Annotated in this window: 14 protein-coding genes; all 14 read left to right on the plus strand. The window is 45.2% G+C overall.

Going from position 1 to position 14,794, the window contains the following annotated elements:
- Positions 1-10: 10 nt before the first annotated feature.
- The 14 genes from hscA to L3V27_RS19375 all read left to right on the plus strand — a co-directional run bounded on the left by hscA (position 11) and on the right by L3V27_RS19375 (position 14,793).
- Positions 11-1,864 carry a Fe-S protein assembly chaperone HscA gene (gene hscA, locus L3V27_RS19310; RefSeq protein WP_237312545.1) on the plus strand — a complete coding sequence of 618 codons (1,854 nt, stop codon included), beginning with the start codon at positions 11-13 and terminating at the stop codon, positions 1,862-1,864.
- A gap of 13 nt (positions 1,865-1,877) precedes the next feature.
- Complete coding sequence (gene fdx / locus L3V27_RS19315; protein WP_005391548.1) at positions 1,878-2,216, plus strand: ISC system 2Fe-2S type ferredoxin; 339 nt, start codon at positions 1,878-1,880, stop codon at positions 2,214-2,216.
- A 44-nt stretch (positions 2,217-2,260) separates the two neighbouring features.
- The gene (iscX, locus tag L3V27_RS19320; protein ID WP_005391546.1) at positions 2,261-2,455 is read left to right on the plus strand and encodes a Fe-S cluster assembly protein IscX; all 195 of its coding nucleotides are present in this window, start codon (positions 2,261-2,263) and stop codon (positions 2,453-2,455) included.
- 161 nt (positions 2,456-2,616) lie between these two features.
- Positions 2,617-3,915 (plus strand): aminopeptidase PepB, encoded by a 1,299-nt coding sequence (gene pepB, locus L3V27_RS19325; RefSeq protein ID WP_005391544.1) that lies wholly within the window; start codon positions 2,617-2,619, stop codon positions 3,913-3,915.
- A gap of 94 nt (positions 3,916-4,009) precedes the next feature.
- Positions 4,010-4,435, plus strand: a complete 426-nt coding sequence (gene ndk / locus L3V27_RS19330; protein WP_005391542.1) for a nucleoside-diphosphate kinase — start codon at positions 4,010-4,012, stop codon at positions 4,433-4,435.
- 377 nt (positions 4,436-4,812) lie between these two features.
- Entirely contained in the window at positions 4,813-5,940 is a 1,128-nt protein-coding gene (locus L3V27_RS19335; protein WP_237312546.1) for a bifunctional tRNA (adenosine(37)-C2)-methyltransferase TrmG/ribosomal RNA large subunit methyltransferase RlmN, read from the plus strand.
- Positions 5,941-6,375: 435 nt separating this feature from the next.
- Positions 6,376-7,326, plus strand: coding sequence for a cytoskeleton protein RodZ (rodZ, locus tag L3V27_RS19340; protein WP_182033312.1), 951 nt, complete (start codon positions 6,376-6,378; stop codon positions 7,324-7,326).
- Between the two features lie 6 nt (positions 7,327-7,332).
- Positions 7,333-8,451, plus strand: a complete 1,119-nt coding sequence (gene ispG / locus L3V27_RS19345; RefSeq protein ID WP_005391537.1) for a flavodoxin-dependent (E)-4-hydroxy-3-methylbut-2-enyl-diphosphate synthase — start codon at positions 7,333-7,335, stop codon at positions 8,449-8,451.
- A gap of 26 nt (positions 8,452-8,477) precedes the next feature.
- Positions 8,478-9,746, plus strand: a complete 1,269-nt coding sequence (gene hisS / locus L3V27_RS19350; RefSeq protein ID WP_237312547.1) for a histidine--tRNA ligase — start codon at positions 8,478-8,480, stop codon at positions 9,744-9,746.
- Between the two features lie 126 nt (positions 9,747-9,872).
- Positions 9,873-10,487, plus strand: coding sequence for a YfgM family protein (locus L3V27_RS19355; RefSeq protein ID WP_005391529.1), 615 nt, complete (start codon positions 9,873-9,875; stop codon positions 10,485-10,487).
- A gap of 12 nt (positions 10,488-10,499) precedes the next feature.
- Entirely contained in the window at positions 10,500-11,660 is a 1,161-nt protein-coding gene (bamB, locus tag L3V27_RS19360; protein WP_237312548.1) for an outer membrane protein assembly factor BamB, read from the plus strand.
- Between the two features lie 167 nt (positions 11,661-11,827).
- Positions 11,828-13,324 (plus strand): ribosome biogenesis GTPase Der, encoded by a 1,497-nt coding sequence (der, locus tag L3V27_RS19365; RefSeq protein WP_005391527.1) that lies wholly within the window; start codon positions 11,828-11,830, stop codon positions 13,322-13,324.
- Positions 13,325-13,383: 59 nt separating this feature from the next.
- Positions 13,384-14,259 carry an alanyl-tRNA editing protein gene (locus L3V27_RS19370; protein ID WP_237312549.1) on the plus strand — a complete coding sequence of 292 codons (876 nt, stop codon included), beginning with the start codon at positions 13,384-13,386 and terminating at the stop codon, positions 14,257-14,259.
- 309 nt (positions 14,260-14,568) lie between these two features.
- Positions 14,569-14,793 (plus strand): zinc ribbon domain-containing protein, encoded by a 225-nt coding sequence (locus tag L3V27_RS19375; RefSeq protein ID WP_237312551.1) that lies wholly within the window; start codon positions 14,569-14,571, stop codon positions 14,791-14,793.
- Position 14,794: the final 1 nt, after the last annotated feature.

Below are 14,794 nucleotides of genomic sequence, written 5' to 3' on the forward strand. Positions count from 1 at the left end.
AGGACCTATCATGGCACTACTTCAAATCGCAGAACCGGGCCAAAGCTCGGCACCTCATGAGCATAAGTTAGCAGCGGGTATCGACTTAGGTACTACCAACTCTTTGGTTGCTTCTGTACGTAGCGGCGATGCAACTCCACTTGCGGACGAGCAGGGCCGTACTATTTTACCTTCAGTCGTTAATTACGCTGAGGAAACGTTAACGGTCGGCCACGAAGCCAAAGCTAAAGCAGAGTTTGAACCAGAGAACACGATTATCTCTGTAAAACGTTTGATTGGTCGTTCATTAAAGGACATTCAGTCCCGTTACTCTTCACTTCCTTATCGTTTTAGAGAGAGTGAAAATGGTCTTCCAATCCTGCAAACGCCTCAAGGTGACAAAAACCCGATTGAAGTATCTGCGGACATTCTAAAAGCGCTAGGTAAGCGAGCAGAAGAAACGTTAGGTGGTGAGTTAGCGGGTGTTGTGATCACTGTTCCTGCTTACTTTGATGATGCTCAGCGTGCAGGTACGAAAGACGCCGCGAAATTAGCAGGTCTTCATGTTCTCCGTCTGCTTAACGAACCAACCGCCGCGGCAATTGCTTATGGCCTAGACTCAGGCCAAGAAGGTGTGATTGCGGTTTACGATCTAGGTGGCGGTACATTTGATATCTCTATTCTACGTTTGTCGAAAGGCGTATTTGAAGTATTAGCAACAGGTGGTGACTCTGCGTTAGGCGGTGATGACTTTGACCATCTGTTAGCGGATTACCTAATGGAGCAAGCGGGTCTCGAAGCCCCACTTTCTGCTGAAAAAAACCGTACGCTACTGAACATTGCTACTGCGACTAAGATTGCTTTCTCTGAGCAAGACAGCGTTGATGTTGACGTGTTTGGCTGGAAGGGCACCGTTACTCGTGAGCAGTTCGAAGATCTGATTCGCCCATTAGTGAAGAAAACACTAATGTCTTGTCGTCGTGCATTAAAAGATGCTGATGTTAACGCAGACGAAGTACTCGAAGTTGTCATGGTTGGTGGTTCAACACGCACATTGCTGGTTCGTGAAATGGTAGGCGAGTTTTTTGGCCGCACACCGCTAACAAGCATTAATCCTGATGAAGTTGTCGCAATCGGCGCGGGTATCCAAGCCGACATTCTAGCGGGTAACAAGCCTGATTCAGAAATGTTACTTCTTGACGTGATCCCACTGTCGCTTGGTATTGAAACCATGGGTGGTTTGGTTGAGAAGATCATCCCTCGCAATACCACGATTCCTGTTGCGCGTGCGCAAGAATTTACCACATTCAAAGATGGCCAAACGGCCATGAGTGTTCATGTGGTACAAGGTGAACGTGAAATGGTTGATGATTGTCGTTCACTGGCTCGTTTCTCATTGAAAGGCATTCCACCGATGGCGGCGGGTGCGGCACATATTCGTGTGACTTACCAAGTTGACGCTGACGGTCTTCTTTCTGTTACGGCAATGGAAAAGAGCACCGGTGTTCAGTCAGAGATTCAAGTAAAACCTTCTTACGGGTTAAGCGATAATGAAGTGGCGGATATGCTGCGTGATTCAATGACTCACGCTAAAGAAGACATGCAAGCTCGTGCGCTAGCTGAGCAGCGTGTTGAGGCCGACCGTGTGATAGAAGGCTTGATTGCAGCCATGCAAGCTGATGGTGACGAACTACTATCAGAACAAGAGAAACAAGACCTGATAAAAGCCATCGAAGCCTTGATTGAGCTGCGTAATGGTGATGATGCAGATGCGATTGAGCAAGGCATTAAAGATACCGATAAAGAGAGCCAAGATTTCGCATCGCGCCGTATGGATAAATCGATTCGAGCTGCGCTGTCAGGTCAATCAGTAGACGATATATAAGAGATAAGTAGTTATGCCTAAGATTATTGTATTACCACACGACGATTTGTGCCCAGAAGGCGCAGTGTTGGAAGCAAACACTGGTGAAACCGTTCTGGACGTAGCGCTAAAAAATGGTATCGGTATTGAACATGCGTGTGAAAAATCATGTGCTTGTACCACCTGCCACGTGATCATCCGTGAAGGTTTTGATTCGCTAGAAGAAAGTGAAGAGCTGGAAGACGACATGCTGGATAAAGCGTGGGGTCTAGAGCCTGAATCACGTCTAGGGTGTCAGGCGAAAATTGCGGATGAAGACTTAGTAGTAGAAATTCCTAAGTACACGCTAAACCACGCTTCAGAAGATCACTAAAACTATCTTCCCAATATAGGGAAGAAGCAAAAGGAAGATGAGCAATGAAATGGACAGATTCTCGCGATATCGCGATTGAACTTTGTGACAAGTTTCCAGATGTTGATCCGCAAACGGTGCGTTTTACCGATCTTCATCAATGGATCATGGAGTTAGATGAGTTTGAAGATGACCCAAACCATTGTAACGAAAAGATTCTGGAAGCTGTTATCATGTGCTGGATGGATGAAGCAGACTAAGTCTGTAAAACACAGCCTAGTTAACAATTCTTACTAAAAAAAGCGGACCTTTAGGTCCGTTTTTTTATCCAATTGACATTTTTGCCCTACATAATGCTAACATCCGTGAGTTATTAAAAAGAAGCAGCGTAGGCAACGCTGCTATAAGACAAGGAGAAACCATGTCTACACAGATGTCTGTATTTTTAAGTCAAGAGTCGGCAGCACCACATTGGGGTGAAAAAGCACTGCTTTCATTCGCTGAAAACGGCGCAACCATTCATTTAGGTGAAGGTCACGATCTTGGTGCAATTCAACGTGCAGCTCGTCAGCTAGATGGCCAAGGAATTCGTTCTATTTTTCTTTCCGGTGATAACTGGGATTTAGAGAGCGTTTGGGCTTTCCACCAAGGTTACCGTAACCCCAAAAAACATGGCTCAGTTGAGTGGTCTGCATTGTCTGAAGAAGATCAAGCAGAGCTTCAAGCGCGTATTACCGCGACTGATTTTACCCGCGATATCATCAATAAAACCGCAGAAGAAGTTGCCCCTCGTCAGCTAGCGACAATGGCCGCTGAATTCATCAAATCTGTTGCGCCTAAAGGCACAGTGACAGCTCGTATCGTCAAAGACAAAGACTTGTTGGCAGAAGGTTGGGAAGGTATTTACGCCGTAGGCCGTGGTTCGGAGCGTACTTCTGCGATGCTCCAGCTAGACTACAACCCGACAGGTGACGAGAACGCACCAATATTCGCGTGTCTTGTCGGTAAAGGTATCACCTTTGATTCGGGTGGTTACAGCTTGAAGCCTTCTAACTTCATGAGCGCAATGAAAGCAGACATGGGTGGCTCAGGCACCATCACCGGTGGTCTTGCACTGGCGATTCTTCGTGGTTTGAACAAGCGTGTAAAACTGATCCTTTGTTGTGCAGAGAACATGGTTTCTGGTCGCGCACTCAAGCTTGGCGACATCATCACCTACAAAAACGGTAAAACCGTTGAAATCATGAACACCGATGCAGAAGGTCGTTTAGTGCTTGCTGATGGTCTTATCTACGCCAGTGAGCAAAAGCCTGAGTTAATCATTGATTGTGCAACACTAACAGGTGCGGCGAAGAATGCGTTGGGTAATGATTATCACGCATTAATGAGTTTCGATGACGAGTTATCGCATCAAGCGCTCACTGCGGCAAACCAAGAAAAAGAAGGTTTATGGCCGCTACCACTTGCTGACTTCCACCGTGGAATGCTGCCGTCAAACTTTGCTGACTTATCGAATATCAGTTCTGGTGACTACTCTCCGGGTGCAAGCACAGCAGCAGCATTCTTGTCTTACTTCGTAGAAGACTACAAAAAAGGCTGGTTGCACTTCGACTGTGCGGGTACATACCGTAAAGCCGCGTCTGATAAATGGGCTGCGGGAGCTACGGGTATGGGCGTTCGTACACTTGCTCGTTTCCTCAATGAGCAAGCTGGTAAATAAGATTGATTGCGGCACTCCTTGTTTGAGTGCTGCTCTTACCCAGTAAGTCACTTTAAAAACACAACTATTATTACAAGTACAGAAAGGAAATTTTATGGCTCTAGAAAGAACATTTTCAATCATTAAGCCGGATGCGGTAGAGCGAAACCTAATTGGTGAAATCTATAACCGTATTGAAAAGGCTGGCCTACGTATTGTCGCTGCTAAAATGGTTCACCTGACTGAAGATCAGGCAAGCGGTTTTTATGCAGAGCATGAAGGCAAAGAGTTTTTCCCTCCATTAAAAGAGTTCATGACATCTGGTCCTATTATGGTTCAGGTACTGGAAGGTGAAAATGCGATTGCACGTTACCGTGAACTGATGGGTAAAACTAACCCAGAGGAAGCGGCATGCGGTACGCTTCGTGCCGATTACGCACTTAGCATGCGTCACAATTCAGTTCATGGTTCCGATAGCCCTGAATCTGCAGCGCGTGAAATTGAGTTTTTCTTCCCTGAGTCAGAGGTTTTCTCTCGCTAATTAGGCGTGATACTTCACTTGTTAGTGATGCTCTGATACAGAAAAGCCTCGGAACTTTCCGAGGCTTTTTCATTTCATATACCTAAGTTGAGTGGCAATGTTGACTGCATAAGTGATCTCTTACACGCTAACTAGTCTGACTATATAATGGGCTTTAAAGCCCAGTAACGTGAGTTATTTTTAGTCTTTTCCCTTTACGATTTCTACGCTTTTACTTTTGATAGTGTAATAGCCACTTATAGCGTAAGGGGTGCTTGAAATTTAATCATTTTGATTTTAATGCCTTAGCAAACTCAGGGTTTTACACCCCTTGTTGTGGCTGCATAAAGGCTGTACAATTCGCGCCCTTATTCTTGTTTCAGTCATTGAGAGGCAACATGACCACTGAAAAAATCAATCTACTCGACTTTGATCGCAAAGGCATGCGTCAGTTTTTCGCAGAAGAACTCGGCGAGAAAGCGTTTCGTGCCGATCAGGTTATGAAGTGGATCTACCATTTCGGTGTAGATGACTTCGAAAAAATGACAAACATTAACAAGAAGCTGCGCGAAAAGCTTTTACACAAGTGCGAAATCAAGGCACCAACAGTCGCAGAAGCTCAGCACTCTTCTGATGGTACAATCAAGTGGGCGATGAACGTTGGTGATCAGGATGTGGAAACGGTTTACATTCCAGAAGATGACCGTGCAACGCTTTGTGTGTCTTCTCAAGTAGGTTGTGCGTTGGAATGTAAGTTCTGCTCAACCGCACAGCAAGGTTTTAACCGTAACTTGAAAGTTTCAGAGATCATCGGTCAGGTGTGGCGCGCTGCACGTGAAATTGGTCTTGAGAAAGAAACAGGTCGCCGCCCAATTACTAACGTCGTGATGATGGGGATGGGTGAACCGCTTCTAAACATGAAGAACTTGATCCCGGCATTAGAGCTAATGCTGGACGACCTTGGCTTTGGTTTGTCAAAACGTCGTGTGACTGTATCTACATCAGGTGTGGTTTCTGGTCTTGATCAGATGACAGGCAAAATCGACGTCGCGTTGGCAATTTCCCTTCATGCGCCAAACGACAAGCTGCGTAGTGAAATCATGCCAATTAACGATCGTTGGGATATTCAAGATTTCCTAGCATCAGTTCGTCGTTACATCGCTTCATCGAATGCAAACCGCGGTAAGGTAACGGTTGAGTACGTACTTCTTGATCATGTGAATGATGACATGGACCATGCTCGTGAACTGGCTGAGCTGATGAAAGACACACCATGTAAGATTAACTTGATTCCGTTTAACCCGTATCCAGGTTCACCTTACAAGAAACCAAGTAACTCACGTATCGATCGCTTCCAAAAAACATTGATGCAATATGAGCATACAGTAACGGTTCGTAAGACTCGTGGCGATGACATTGATGCAGCGTGTGGTCAGTTAGTCGGTGATGTGATTGACCGAACTAAACGTACTGCAATGTTAAAAGCGTCGTGCGGTGCTGATACCATTGAAGTAAAAGCCGTATAAACGACCGGAATTCAAAAATAGCCAGAGCCATTTGCTCTGGCTATTTTGTTTAGCGATAAGGGCATTTCTGCCAAGATTTATGACGACAACTCTCCAACTCGAGGTTATTTGGGTATAATTTCGAATTCCTTTGTCAAAGTTTGGACAAAAGCTTGAGCTATCTGTTAGTTTGAGTGTAAAGAGTTTTTGTCTTCGTTACACATTCGCTTATCATGATATGTGACATTAACGATGACACCGATAATTCTCAGCATTTTCTCACATACGCTTTGCTGATTTTTGCAAAACGGGTATTCACACTCAAATCGCTGAGAGTTTCTTAAAATTATTATTTTGGTTAACGCGTTTAGGCTAGCTATCTTTTAAAGAGGCTTAAGAACAATAACGAAAATACATAACCACGTTAGCCACTAAAACAGATTAAATACCACCATTATGACAGAACACGAAAATACGAATGAAGTGCCACTTTCTATTGAAGCTGGCACATTACTGAAAAACAAACGCGAATCTCTTGGGATGAGTCAAAAGCAAGTTGCTGATCGCCTGAGGCTTCGCGTTTCTGTTATTGAAGATATTGAAAATAACCGATTTGAGTCTCAACAAGTTGCGACATTTACGCGTGGTTACTTGCGTTCTTACGCGAAGTTCGTGGGCCTTGATGAGAAGATGGTTTTGACTGCGTTAGAGCAGACAGCAGATGTACAGCCACAAGAGCAAGAAATTGAAATGCAGAGCTTCTCTCGCAAAACAAAAGATGAGAAGCACAATAGCCGTATCATGCTCCTGACTTGGGTTATCGGGTTGGTCATTATTGGTATTTCTGCAGCTTGGTGGTGGCAAAACCAGCAAGAGAATAGCCTAACGAAGGAAGTTACGGATTCAAGTGTTGAAGCGCCGAAGCCCACAGCGCAAGAGTTAGCTGATATCGATTTAATGACGGCTGATGAGTTAATCGCAAGTACTCCTGAAGAAGTTGTTTCAACAAGTAATGATGTTGTTGAAACGAGTGAAGTACCAGTCGAGCAGGGTAGCGATCCTCTGCTTGCTGAAACTGAAAATACAACAAGCGTAGATTCTGAAGAACCTGTTGCCGTGATTGAAACTGCGGAAGAGGAACAGCCTGCGCCAGTCGTACCTGAAGGCATGACACTTCTTACTATGAAGTTTAAAGCGGACTGTTGGATTCAAGTAAAAGACACCAATGGTAAAACGCTGGTAAGTGGTACTCATAAACCAGGACAAGATGTAGAACTTACCGGAAAAGCGCCGTTTAAAGTGATATTAGGCGCACCGGAAGGGGTTACAATGACATTTGCAAGTGAACCTGTCGACCTTTCTGGGTATACTTCAGGCAAAGTAGCTAGATTCACTCTACCGTTATAAAAAATTATGCAACACGAATCTCCAATTATTCGTCGTAAATCGACGCGTATTTATGTGGGTGATGTGCCAATTGGTGATGGTGCGCCAATTGCCGTACAGTCAATGACTAACACTCGCACGACTGACGTAGAAGCGACAGTCGCTCAAATCCGAGCACTAGAAAAAGTCGGTGCAGATATCGTTCGAGTTTCTGTACCTACCATGGACGCAGCAGAAGCTTTCAAACTGATTAAACAGCAAGTTTCTGTACCATTAGTGGCTGATATTCATTTCGACTATCGTATCGCGCTGAAAGTGGCGGAGTACGGTGTTGACTGTTTACGCATCAACCCAGGTAACATTGGCAATGAAGAGCGCATTCGCGCTGTTGTTGACTGTGCTCGCGATAAAAACATCCCAATCCGTATTGGTGTCAACGGTGGATCTTTGGAAAAAGATTTACAGATGAAATACGGTGAACCAACGCCAGAAGCTTTGGTTGAATCGGCGATGCGTCACGTAGATCATCTCGATCGTCTTAACTTTGACCAATTTAAAGTTAGCGTGAAAGCTTCAGACGTCTTCCTTGCGGTGGATTCATACCGTCTGCTAGCGAAGAAAATCGATCAGCCTCTTCACTTGGGTATTACAGAAGCGGGTGGTGCTCGTGCTGGTGCTGTTAAGTCATCTGTTGGCTTAGGTATGCTGTTGTCTGAAGGGATCGGCGATACGCTGCGTATCTCTTTGGCTGCCGATCCAGTTGAAGAAATCAAAGTCGGTTTCGACATTCTTAAATCTCTGCGCATTCGCTCTCGAGGCATCAACTTTATTGCTTGCCCAAGTTGTTCTCGCCAAGAATTTGATGTGATTGGTACAGTGAACGCACTTGAGCAGCGTTTGGAAGACATCATCACGCCAATGGATGTGTCTATCATCGGTTGTGTGGTAAACGGCCCTGGTGAAGCAGAAGTTTCTCACTTAGGTCTAGCAGGTAGTAACAAGAAGAGCGCATTCTACGAAGATGGTAAACGCCAGAAAGAACGCTTTGATAACGATGACCTTGTGAATCAGCTAGAAGCTAAGATCCGTGCGAAAGCAGCCATGATGAATGGCGAAAACCGCATCGAAGTTAAAGTACAAGATTAATCTCAACGAGAATTACGGTAAGTATTGTGGCAAAAACAATTCAAGCAATTCGAGGCATGAACGATTGCCTCCCAACTCAGTCGCCACTGTGGCAAAAACTAGAAAACACAGTGAAAAATGTAATTAGCGCATACGGTTATAACGAAGTGCGCATGCCAATCGTTGAAGAAACAAACCTATTCAGCCGCGCTGTTGGTGAAGAGACAGACGTCGTTTCAAAAGAAATGTACACCTTTGATGATCGTAACGGAGACAGCCTAACACTTCGCCCTGAAGGTACGGCGGGTTGTGTACGTTCATGTATTCAAAACAGCCTTATCAACCGTGATGAACAGCGTCTGTGGTACATGGGGCCTATGTTCCGTCATGAGCGTCCGCAGAAAGGTCGTTACCGTCAATTCCACCAGTGTGGTGTTGAGGTGTTTGGTCTAAATGGTCCAGATGTTGATGCAGAGCTTATCATGATGACGGCTCGACTATGGCGTGAGCTAGGTATCAATGAACATGTTCGTCTTGAGCTGAACTCTATCGGTTCTCAAGAAGACCGCGCAGACTACCGTACTGCACTGGTTGCGTTCCTTGAGCAACATATTGATGTGCTAGACGAAGATTGTAAGCGTCGCATGCACACGAACCCACTGCGTGTTCTGGATACGAAGAACCCTGACGTTCAAGCTATTTTAGGTGATGCACCTCGCCTTTCAGATTACTTAGGTGAAGAATCTAAAGCACACTTCGCAGGTCTATGTGAACTTTTAGACGCCGCAGGTATCGAATACACAGTTAACGAACGTCTAGTTCGTGGTCTGGATTACTACAACCGCACGGTATTTGAATGGATCACTGAGAGTCTAGGTGCTCAAGGCACCGTTTGTGGCGGTGGTCGTTACGATGGTCTTGTAGAGCAATTAGGTGGTAAACCAACACCAGCAGTTGGCTTTGCAATGGGCCTAGAGCGTCTTGTTCTGATGCTAGAAACATTAGAGCTAACAGATGTTCGTCGCAGTGTGGATGTTTACGTAGTAACAGCAGGCGAAGGCACCATGATGGCAGGAATGAAGCTAGCAGAACTGCTTCGTGAGTCTATCCCTGGCGTTCGTGTGATGAATCACTTCGGTGGCGGTAACTTCAAGAAACAGTTTAAACGCGCAGACAAAGTTGGTGCTGTTGTAGCATTAGTTCTGGGTGAAAACGAAGTTGTGGATAATACCGTAGTACTGAAAGATTTGGCCGGTGGTGAGCAAGAGACTTACAACCAAGCAGAAGTTGCAGAAAAGATCGCAGCACTGATTTAAGTCTTTTAGTAATCTAACAAAATTACATCCTAGTTCGTAAGCTAAGGCTCCCAAATGTGGAGCCTTTAAACGAAATAGGAACAATGGCAGCTAAGCTGCCATTTACATGTTTTAAGAGGACAGGAAGTGGAACTTTACGATACTGAAGAACAACAAGTTGAAGCCATTAAAGACTGGTGGAAGGAAAACGGCAAAGCCGTCATCATCGGTGCGGTTGTTGGCTTAGGTGGTCTATTTGGCTGGCGTTACTACCAGGATTCTGTGATTCAGGCGAGTGAAGCAGCTTCTCAAAGCTACACGACAGCAATGAATGCTTTGCAAGATAAAGGTACTGATGCTCAAGCTGACGTGAAAGCTTTCATTGAGTCAAATGAAGTAAAAGAATATTCAGTATTGGCTGCGCTTCAACTTGCTAAAGCGCAAGTTGAAGCTCAAGATCTTTCTGCTGCATTAGAGCAATTGAAGTGGGCGCAAAGCAACACTCAAGATGCTGCGCTGTTACCATTGATTAGTTACCGCATTGCGCGCATTGAAACGGAAATGGGTAACTTCGACGCTGCAACGGCAGAGCTAAGTAACGTCACTGATGCAGCATGGACAGGTCGTATTGCTGAACTTCGTGGCGATATTGCGATTCGCCAAGGTGACAAAGATGCCGCATACGCTGCGTATACTGAAGCTCAGCAAGCGGCAGACGCAAGCCCGACACTACAAATGAAATTGGACGATCTGGCGAAATAAGGACCGCATTGGATGAAAAGAGTCTTTAACAAAGCCTTGTTAGGGGCGTTAACAATGGGAATTCTTGCCGGTTGTGCTGGTGAGAAAGATACCATTGTAATGGCGCCGCTACCTCAGGTAGTCAGTGAGTTTACAACCAGTAGTGAGTGGAGTACATCGGTTGGCGATGGTGTTGGTCATTACTTTTCAAAGCTATCCCCTGTATTTGCGAATGATACATTGTTCGTGGCAAGTCGCGATGGCTTAGTAAAAGCGCTGGATCCTGAAAACGGTAAACAACGTTGGCAAACGGACCTAGAAGAAGATGTCATTGCTCGTCTCTCTGGTGGTATCACAGCAGCATACGGAAACCTTTACATTGGCTCTGAGAATGGTGAAGTCATCTCTCTTGACCAAGAAACAGGTGAAATTGTTTGGCGTGTAAAAGTTGGTGGTGAGGTACTGGCGAAGCCAGTTGCAGACTCAGGCCTTATTATCATCAATACTAGCCGAGGCATGTTGATTGCCCTTAATGAGAGTACTGGTGAGCAACGCTGGGCATTGAGTACAGAAGTGCCGAACCTAACTTTACGTGGTGACAGTACTCCGACTGCAATTGGCGGCGGTGTATTTTGGGGAACGGCAAATGGCCGACTCGCAGCTGCTATCGTTGAGCGTGGTCAGCTGATTTGGCAACAGCCTGTTGGTACGCCAAAAGGCGCGACAGAAATTGATCGTTTGGTTGATGTTGATTCATCGCCAATTGTGTTAGGCGGTACTCTTTTCACCATTGGATACAATGGTCAACTTATCGCCATTGATTTGCGTTCAGCGAACCCGATTTGGAAGCGTAATTACTCATCTGCAACAGACATTTCTACAGATGGTAGCCGCATCTTTGTGATAACGGAAAAAGATCATGTTGTTGCCGTTGATTCACGAAGTGGGACTGAGTTGTGGGAAAACAGCTTGCTTGAGCACCGACAACTTACAGCGCCAGTTATTGTCGGCAATTATCTCGTTGTCGGTGACACGCTTGGTTACCTTCACTGGATGGATCGCTCAACGGGCGAATTTGTTGCACAGCAGTTTATCGATGATAGCGGCTTGGCCGTTGGCCCGACGTTATTGTCGGATGGTTATGTGATTACAACTCGCAACGGCGATGTAAAGAAACTAACCATTAACGAATAATATCGTGATATAATTCACATTCGGCTCCTGGCTGGTGACAGCTAGGAGCCGTTTTGTTGTTTGAATTTATTAACCCTGACGTGGTTATAGGTAAAAAGCTGGTTTGATTTGGCATCGAGCAAGTCGTTACCTATAACTACAGAAGAAAGATTATTGTAGAGGTTGTTATGGTACCTGTTGTAGCTCTAGTAGGGCGTCCGAACGTAGGTAAATCTACACTATTTAACCGATTGACACGCACTCGTGACGCGTTGGTTGCGGACTTTCCAGGCCTAACGCGAGACCGTAAGTATGGCCAGGCGAGACTTGGTGAAGAGCACGAATTCATTGTGATTGATACCGGCGGTATTGATGGCACAGAAGAAGGCGTGGAAACAAAGATGGCAGAACAGTCATTAGCCGCGATTGATGAGGCTGATGTTGTATTGTTCCTTGTTGACGGTCGTGCTGGTCTGACACCTTCAGATGCAGCAATTGCTGCGCATCTGCGTAAAATTGAAAAGCCAGCGATGCTGGTGGTAAACAAAATAGATGGTATTGATGCCGATGCGGCGTGTGCTGATTTTTGGCAGCTCGGCGTGGATGATATGTACCAGATTGCGGCCGCTCATGGCCGTGGTGTGACCGCTCTGCTTGAGCGTGCTTTATCTCCATTCTTTGATGATCTACTAACAAGTGAATCTGAAGAAGGTGAGATTGAAGACCTGACTGGATTCGAAGACGAAGAGCCTCTTGTTGAAGATTACACTGAAGAAGACGCAGAAGCTGAATTCAAGCGCCTTCAAGAGCAGCCGATTAAGTTGGCGATCATCGGTCGTCCTAACGTAGGTAAATCGACACTGACTAACCGTATTCTGGGTGAAGAACGTGTGGTTGTATACGATATGCCTGGTACGACGCGTGATTCTATCTACATCCCGATGGAGCGTGATGGACGCGAATACGTACTAATTGATACCGCAGGTGTTCGTCGTCGTGGTCGTATCAATGAAACGGTTGAAAAGTTCTCTGTTGTTAAGACGCTGAAAGCGGTAGAAGATGCAAACGTCGTTCTACTGGTGATTGATGCACGTGAAAATATTTCAGACCAAGACCTAAGCTTGCTTGGTTTTGCACTGAATGCTGGCCGCTCAATTGTCATCGCCGTTAACAAGTGGGATGGTCTAGACAGTGACGTGAAAGAAAGCGTGAAGAAAGAACTGGACCGCCGTCTAGGATTCGTCGATTTCGCGCGTATCCACTTTATCTCTGCGCTGCACGGTACTGGCGTTGGTCACTTGTTTGAATCTATCCAAGAAGCATATAACTCGGCGACAACGCGTGTGGGTACGTCAGTACTGACGCGTATCATGAAGATGGCAGTGGATGATCACCAGCCGCCAATGGTTCGTGGTCGTCGTATCAAACTCAAATACGCACACGCAGGTGGTTACAATCCACCGATCGTTGTTATCCACGGTAACATGGTTCGTGAATTGCCAGATTCGTATAAACGTTATCTTATGAACTACTTCCGTAAGTCTCTGGAAATTATGGGAACACCGATTCGCATTAACTTCCACAACAGTGATAACCCATACGAGAACCGTACGAATAAGCTTACGCTATCACAAGAGCGTAAACGTAAGCGTATGATGTCGATGGTGAAAAACCGCAATAAATAATGAAATTCGAATACCCAAGTTTCTACTTGGGTATTTTTTTATCAAAAGTAATCGTAAAAATGACTATCACAGCAACAAAGACTCGTTTTTGTCATCAAACATGGCAATTAGAAGCACAAATACAGCTCGTTCAATCTACGGAAGAAGTGACTTACGTTATTACAGATGTCACGCCGTTCCATCCCGTTAGTCACATATGGCCGGATCACCCTGCAGACAAAGGAACGTTGAAGGTGAATGGGGCTGAGCATGACGTGGTAGATTGTCAAGTGGGCGCAGTAGAGCAGAAAAGTGGTGCTCTGTATGTGGGTAGTGACATCCCTGTAAAGCGTGATGCTGAAGGTTGGGTGTTTGTCGTCGTGCATGTTTTATCACGTACGGAATCACTTGCAATTAATGACTTGGTGACATTAGCGGTAGATAAAGACTATCAAAATGCTTTGAGCCGAGGCCACACTGCAGGACACTTAGCGTATTTGGCGTTGAATAAAGTGCTAGCGGAAGACTATTGGCGAAAAGACGCAGACCGCAAAGACCCACATGGTTATTATGACTTTAATAGCTATGCACAAGTTACGAGTTATGTTACTCCAGACAAGTGCCTCGATACGTACCGTTTAGGCAAAACACTCCGTAAAAGAGGATTAAACAGTGCAGATATGCTGAATGACCTCCAGGCGATTGCAGAAAAAGTGAATGGCCAACTGGTTGAATGGCTTCAAAGAGATGCGATGATCATCATGGAATGCCACGGCGATAGATTAACTGATTCTCGCTATTGGAAGTGCGATTTAGGGGAAGGTCAATTAGCGGTAATCCCTTGTGGTGGAACGCATGCGAGCCATTTAAATGAGTTTGCTTTTATCCAAGTTAAACTCGTTGAGCTCGACGCTCAAACTATCGAAATGCACACCAATGTAAACACTGCTTTCTGAATAAGATCTTTTTATTAAATTCTAATTTTTCGTTTGATTAAATTTAAATTAGGTTTTTTATTCTGCCTTGAATTGGAATGCAGAATATGTAACTTATGCTTTCGGTGTGTGGTTATATAAATATTCTTTTAAGGGGTGATCGCTGATCAAGGAGTAAATATCAGACGATCAGTATAAGATCCTACTTATCAAGTATGGTTAGCGCCTCGTGAAACTTGTTGGGGCGGTGATGAAGATCAACATACTTGTTCGTTATTTTGAGTAGCATGCGTTAATCGAAATTGCTTAGTTTAGAGAGAGGAACGGGATATGCTGCAGAACATTTGCCCGACTTGCAATGTCGAACTGGAATGGACAGGACAATACCATTGTGCACAGTGTGAATCGGATTTTAAAAAAGTAGGTTTTTGCCCTGATTGTGAGGCGGAGCTGGAGAAGCTGCAAGCATGCGGTGCTGCGAGTTACTTTTGTAATGTGTGTAATGAACTCAAATCAAAATCACGTGTCCGATTTGAGTTCCAGAAAATGAGTTAAC

It is taken from the genome of Vibrio sp. J2-3(2022) (assembly GCF_021725735.1).
In the GTDB taxonomy this organism is placed as follows: domain Bacteria; phylum Pseudomonadota; class Gammaproteobacteria; order Enterobacterales; family Vibrionaceae; genus Vibrio; species Vibrio diabolicus.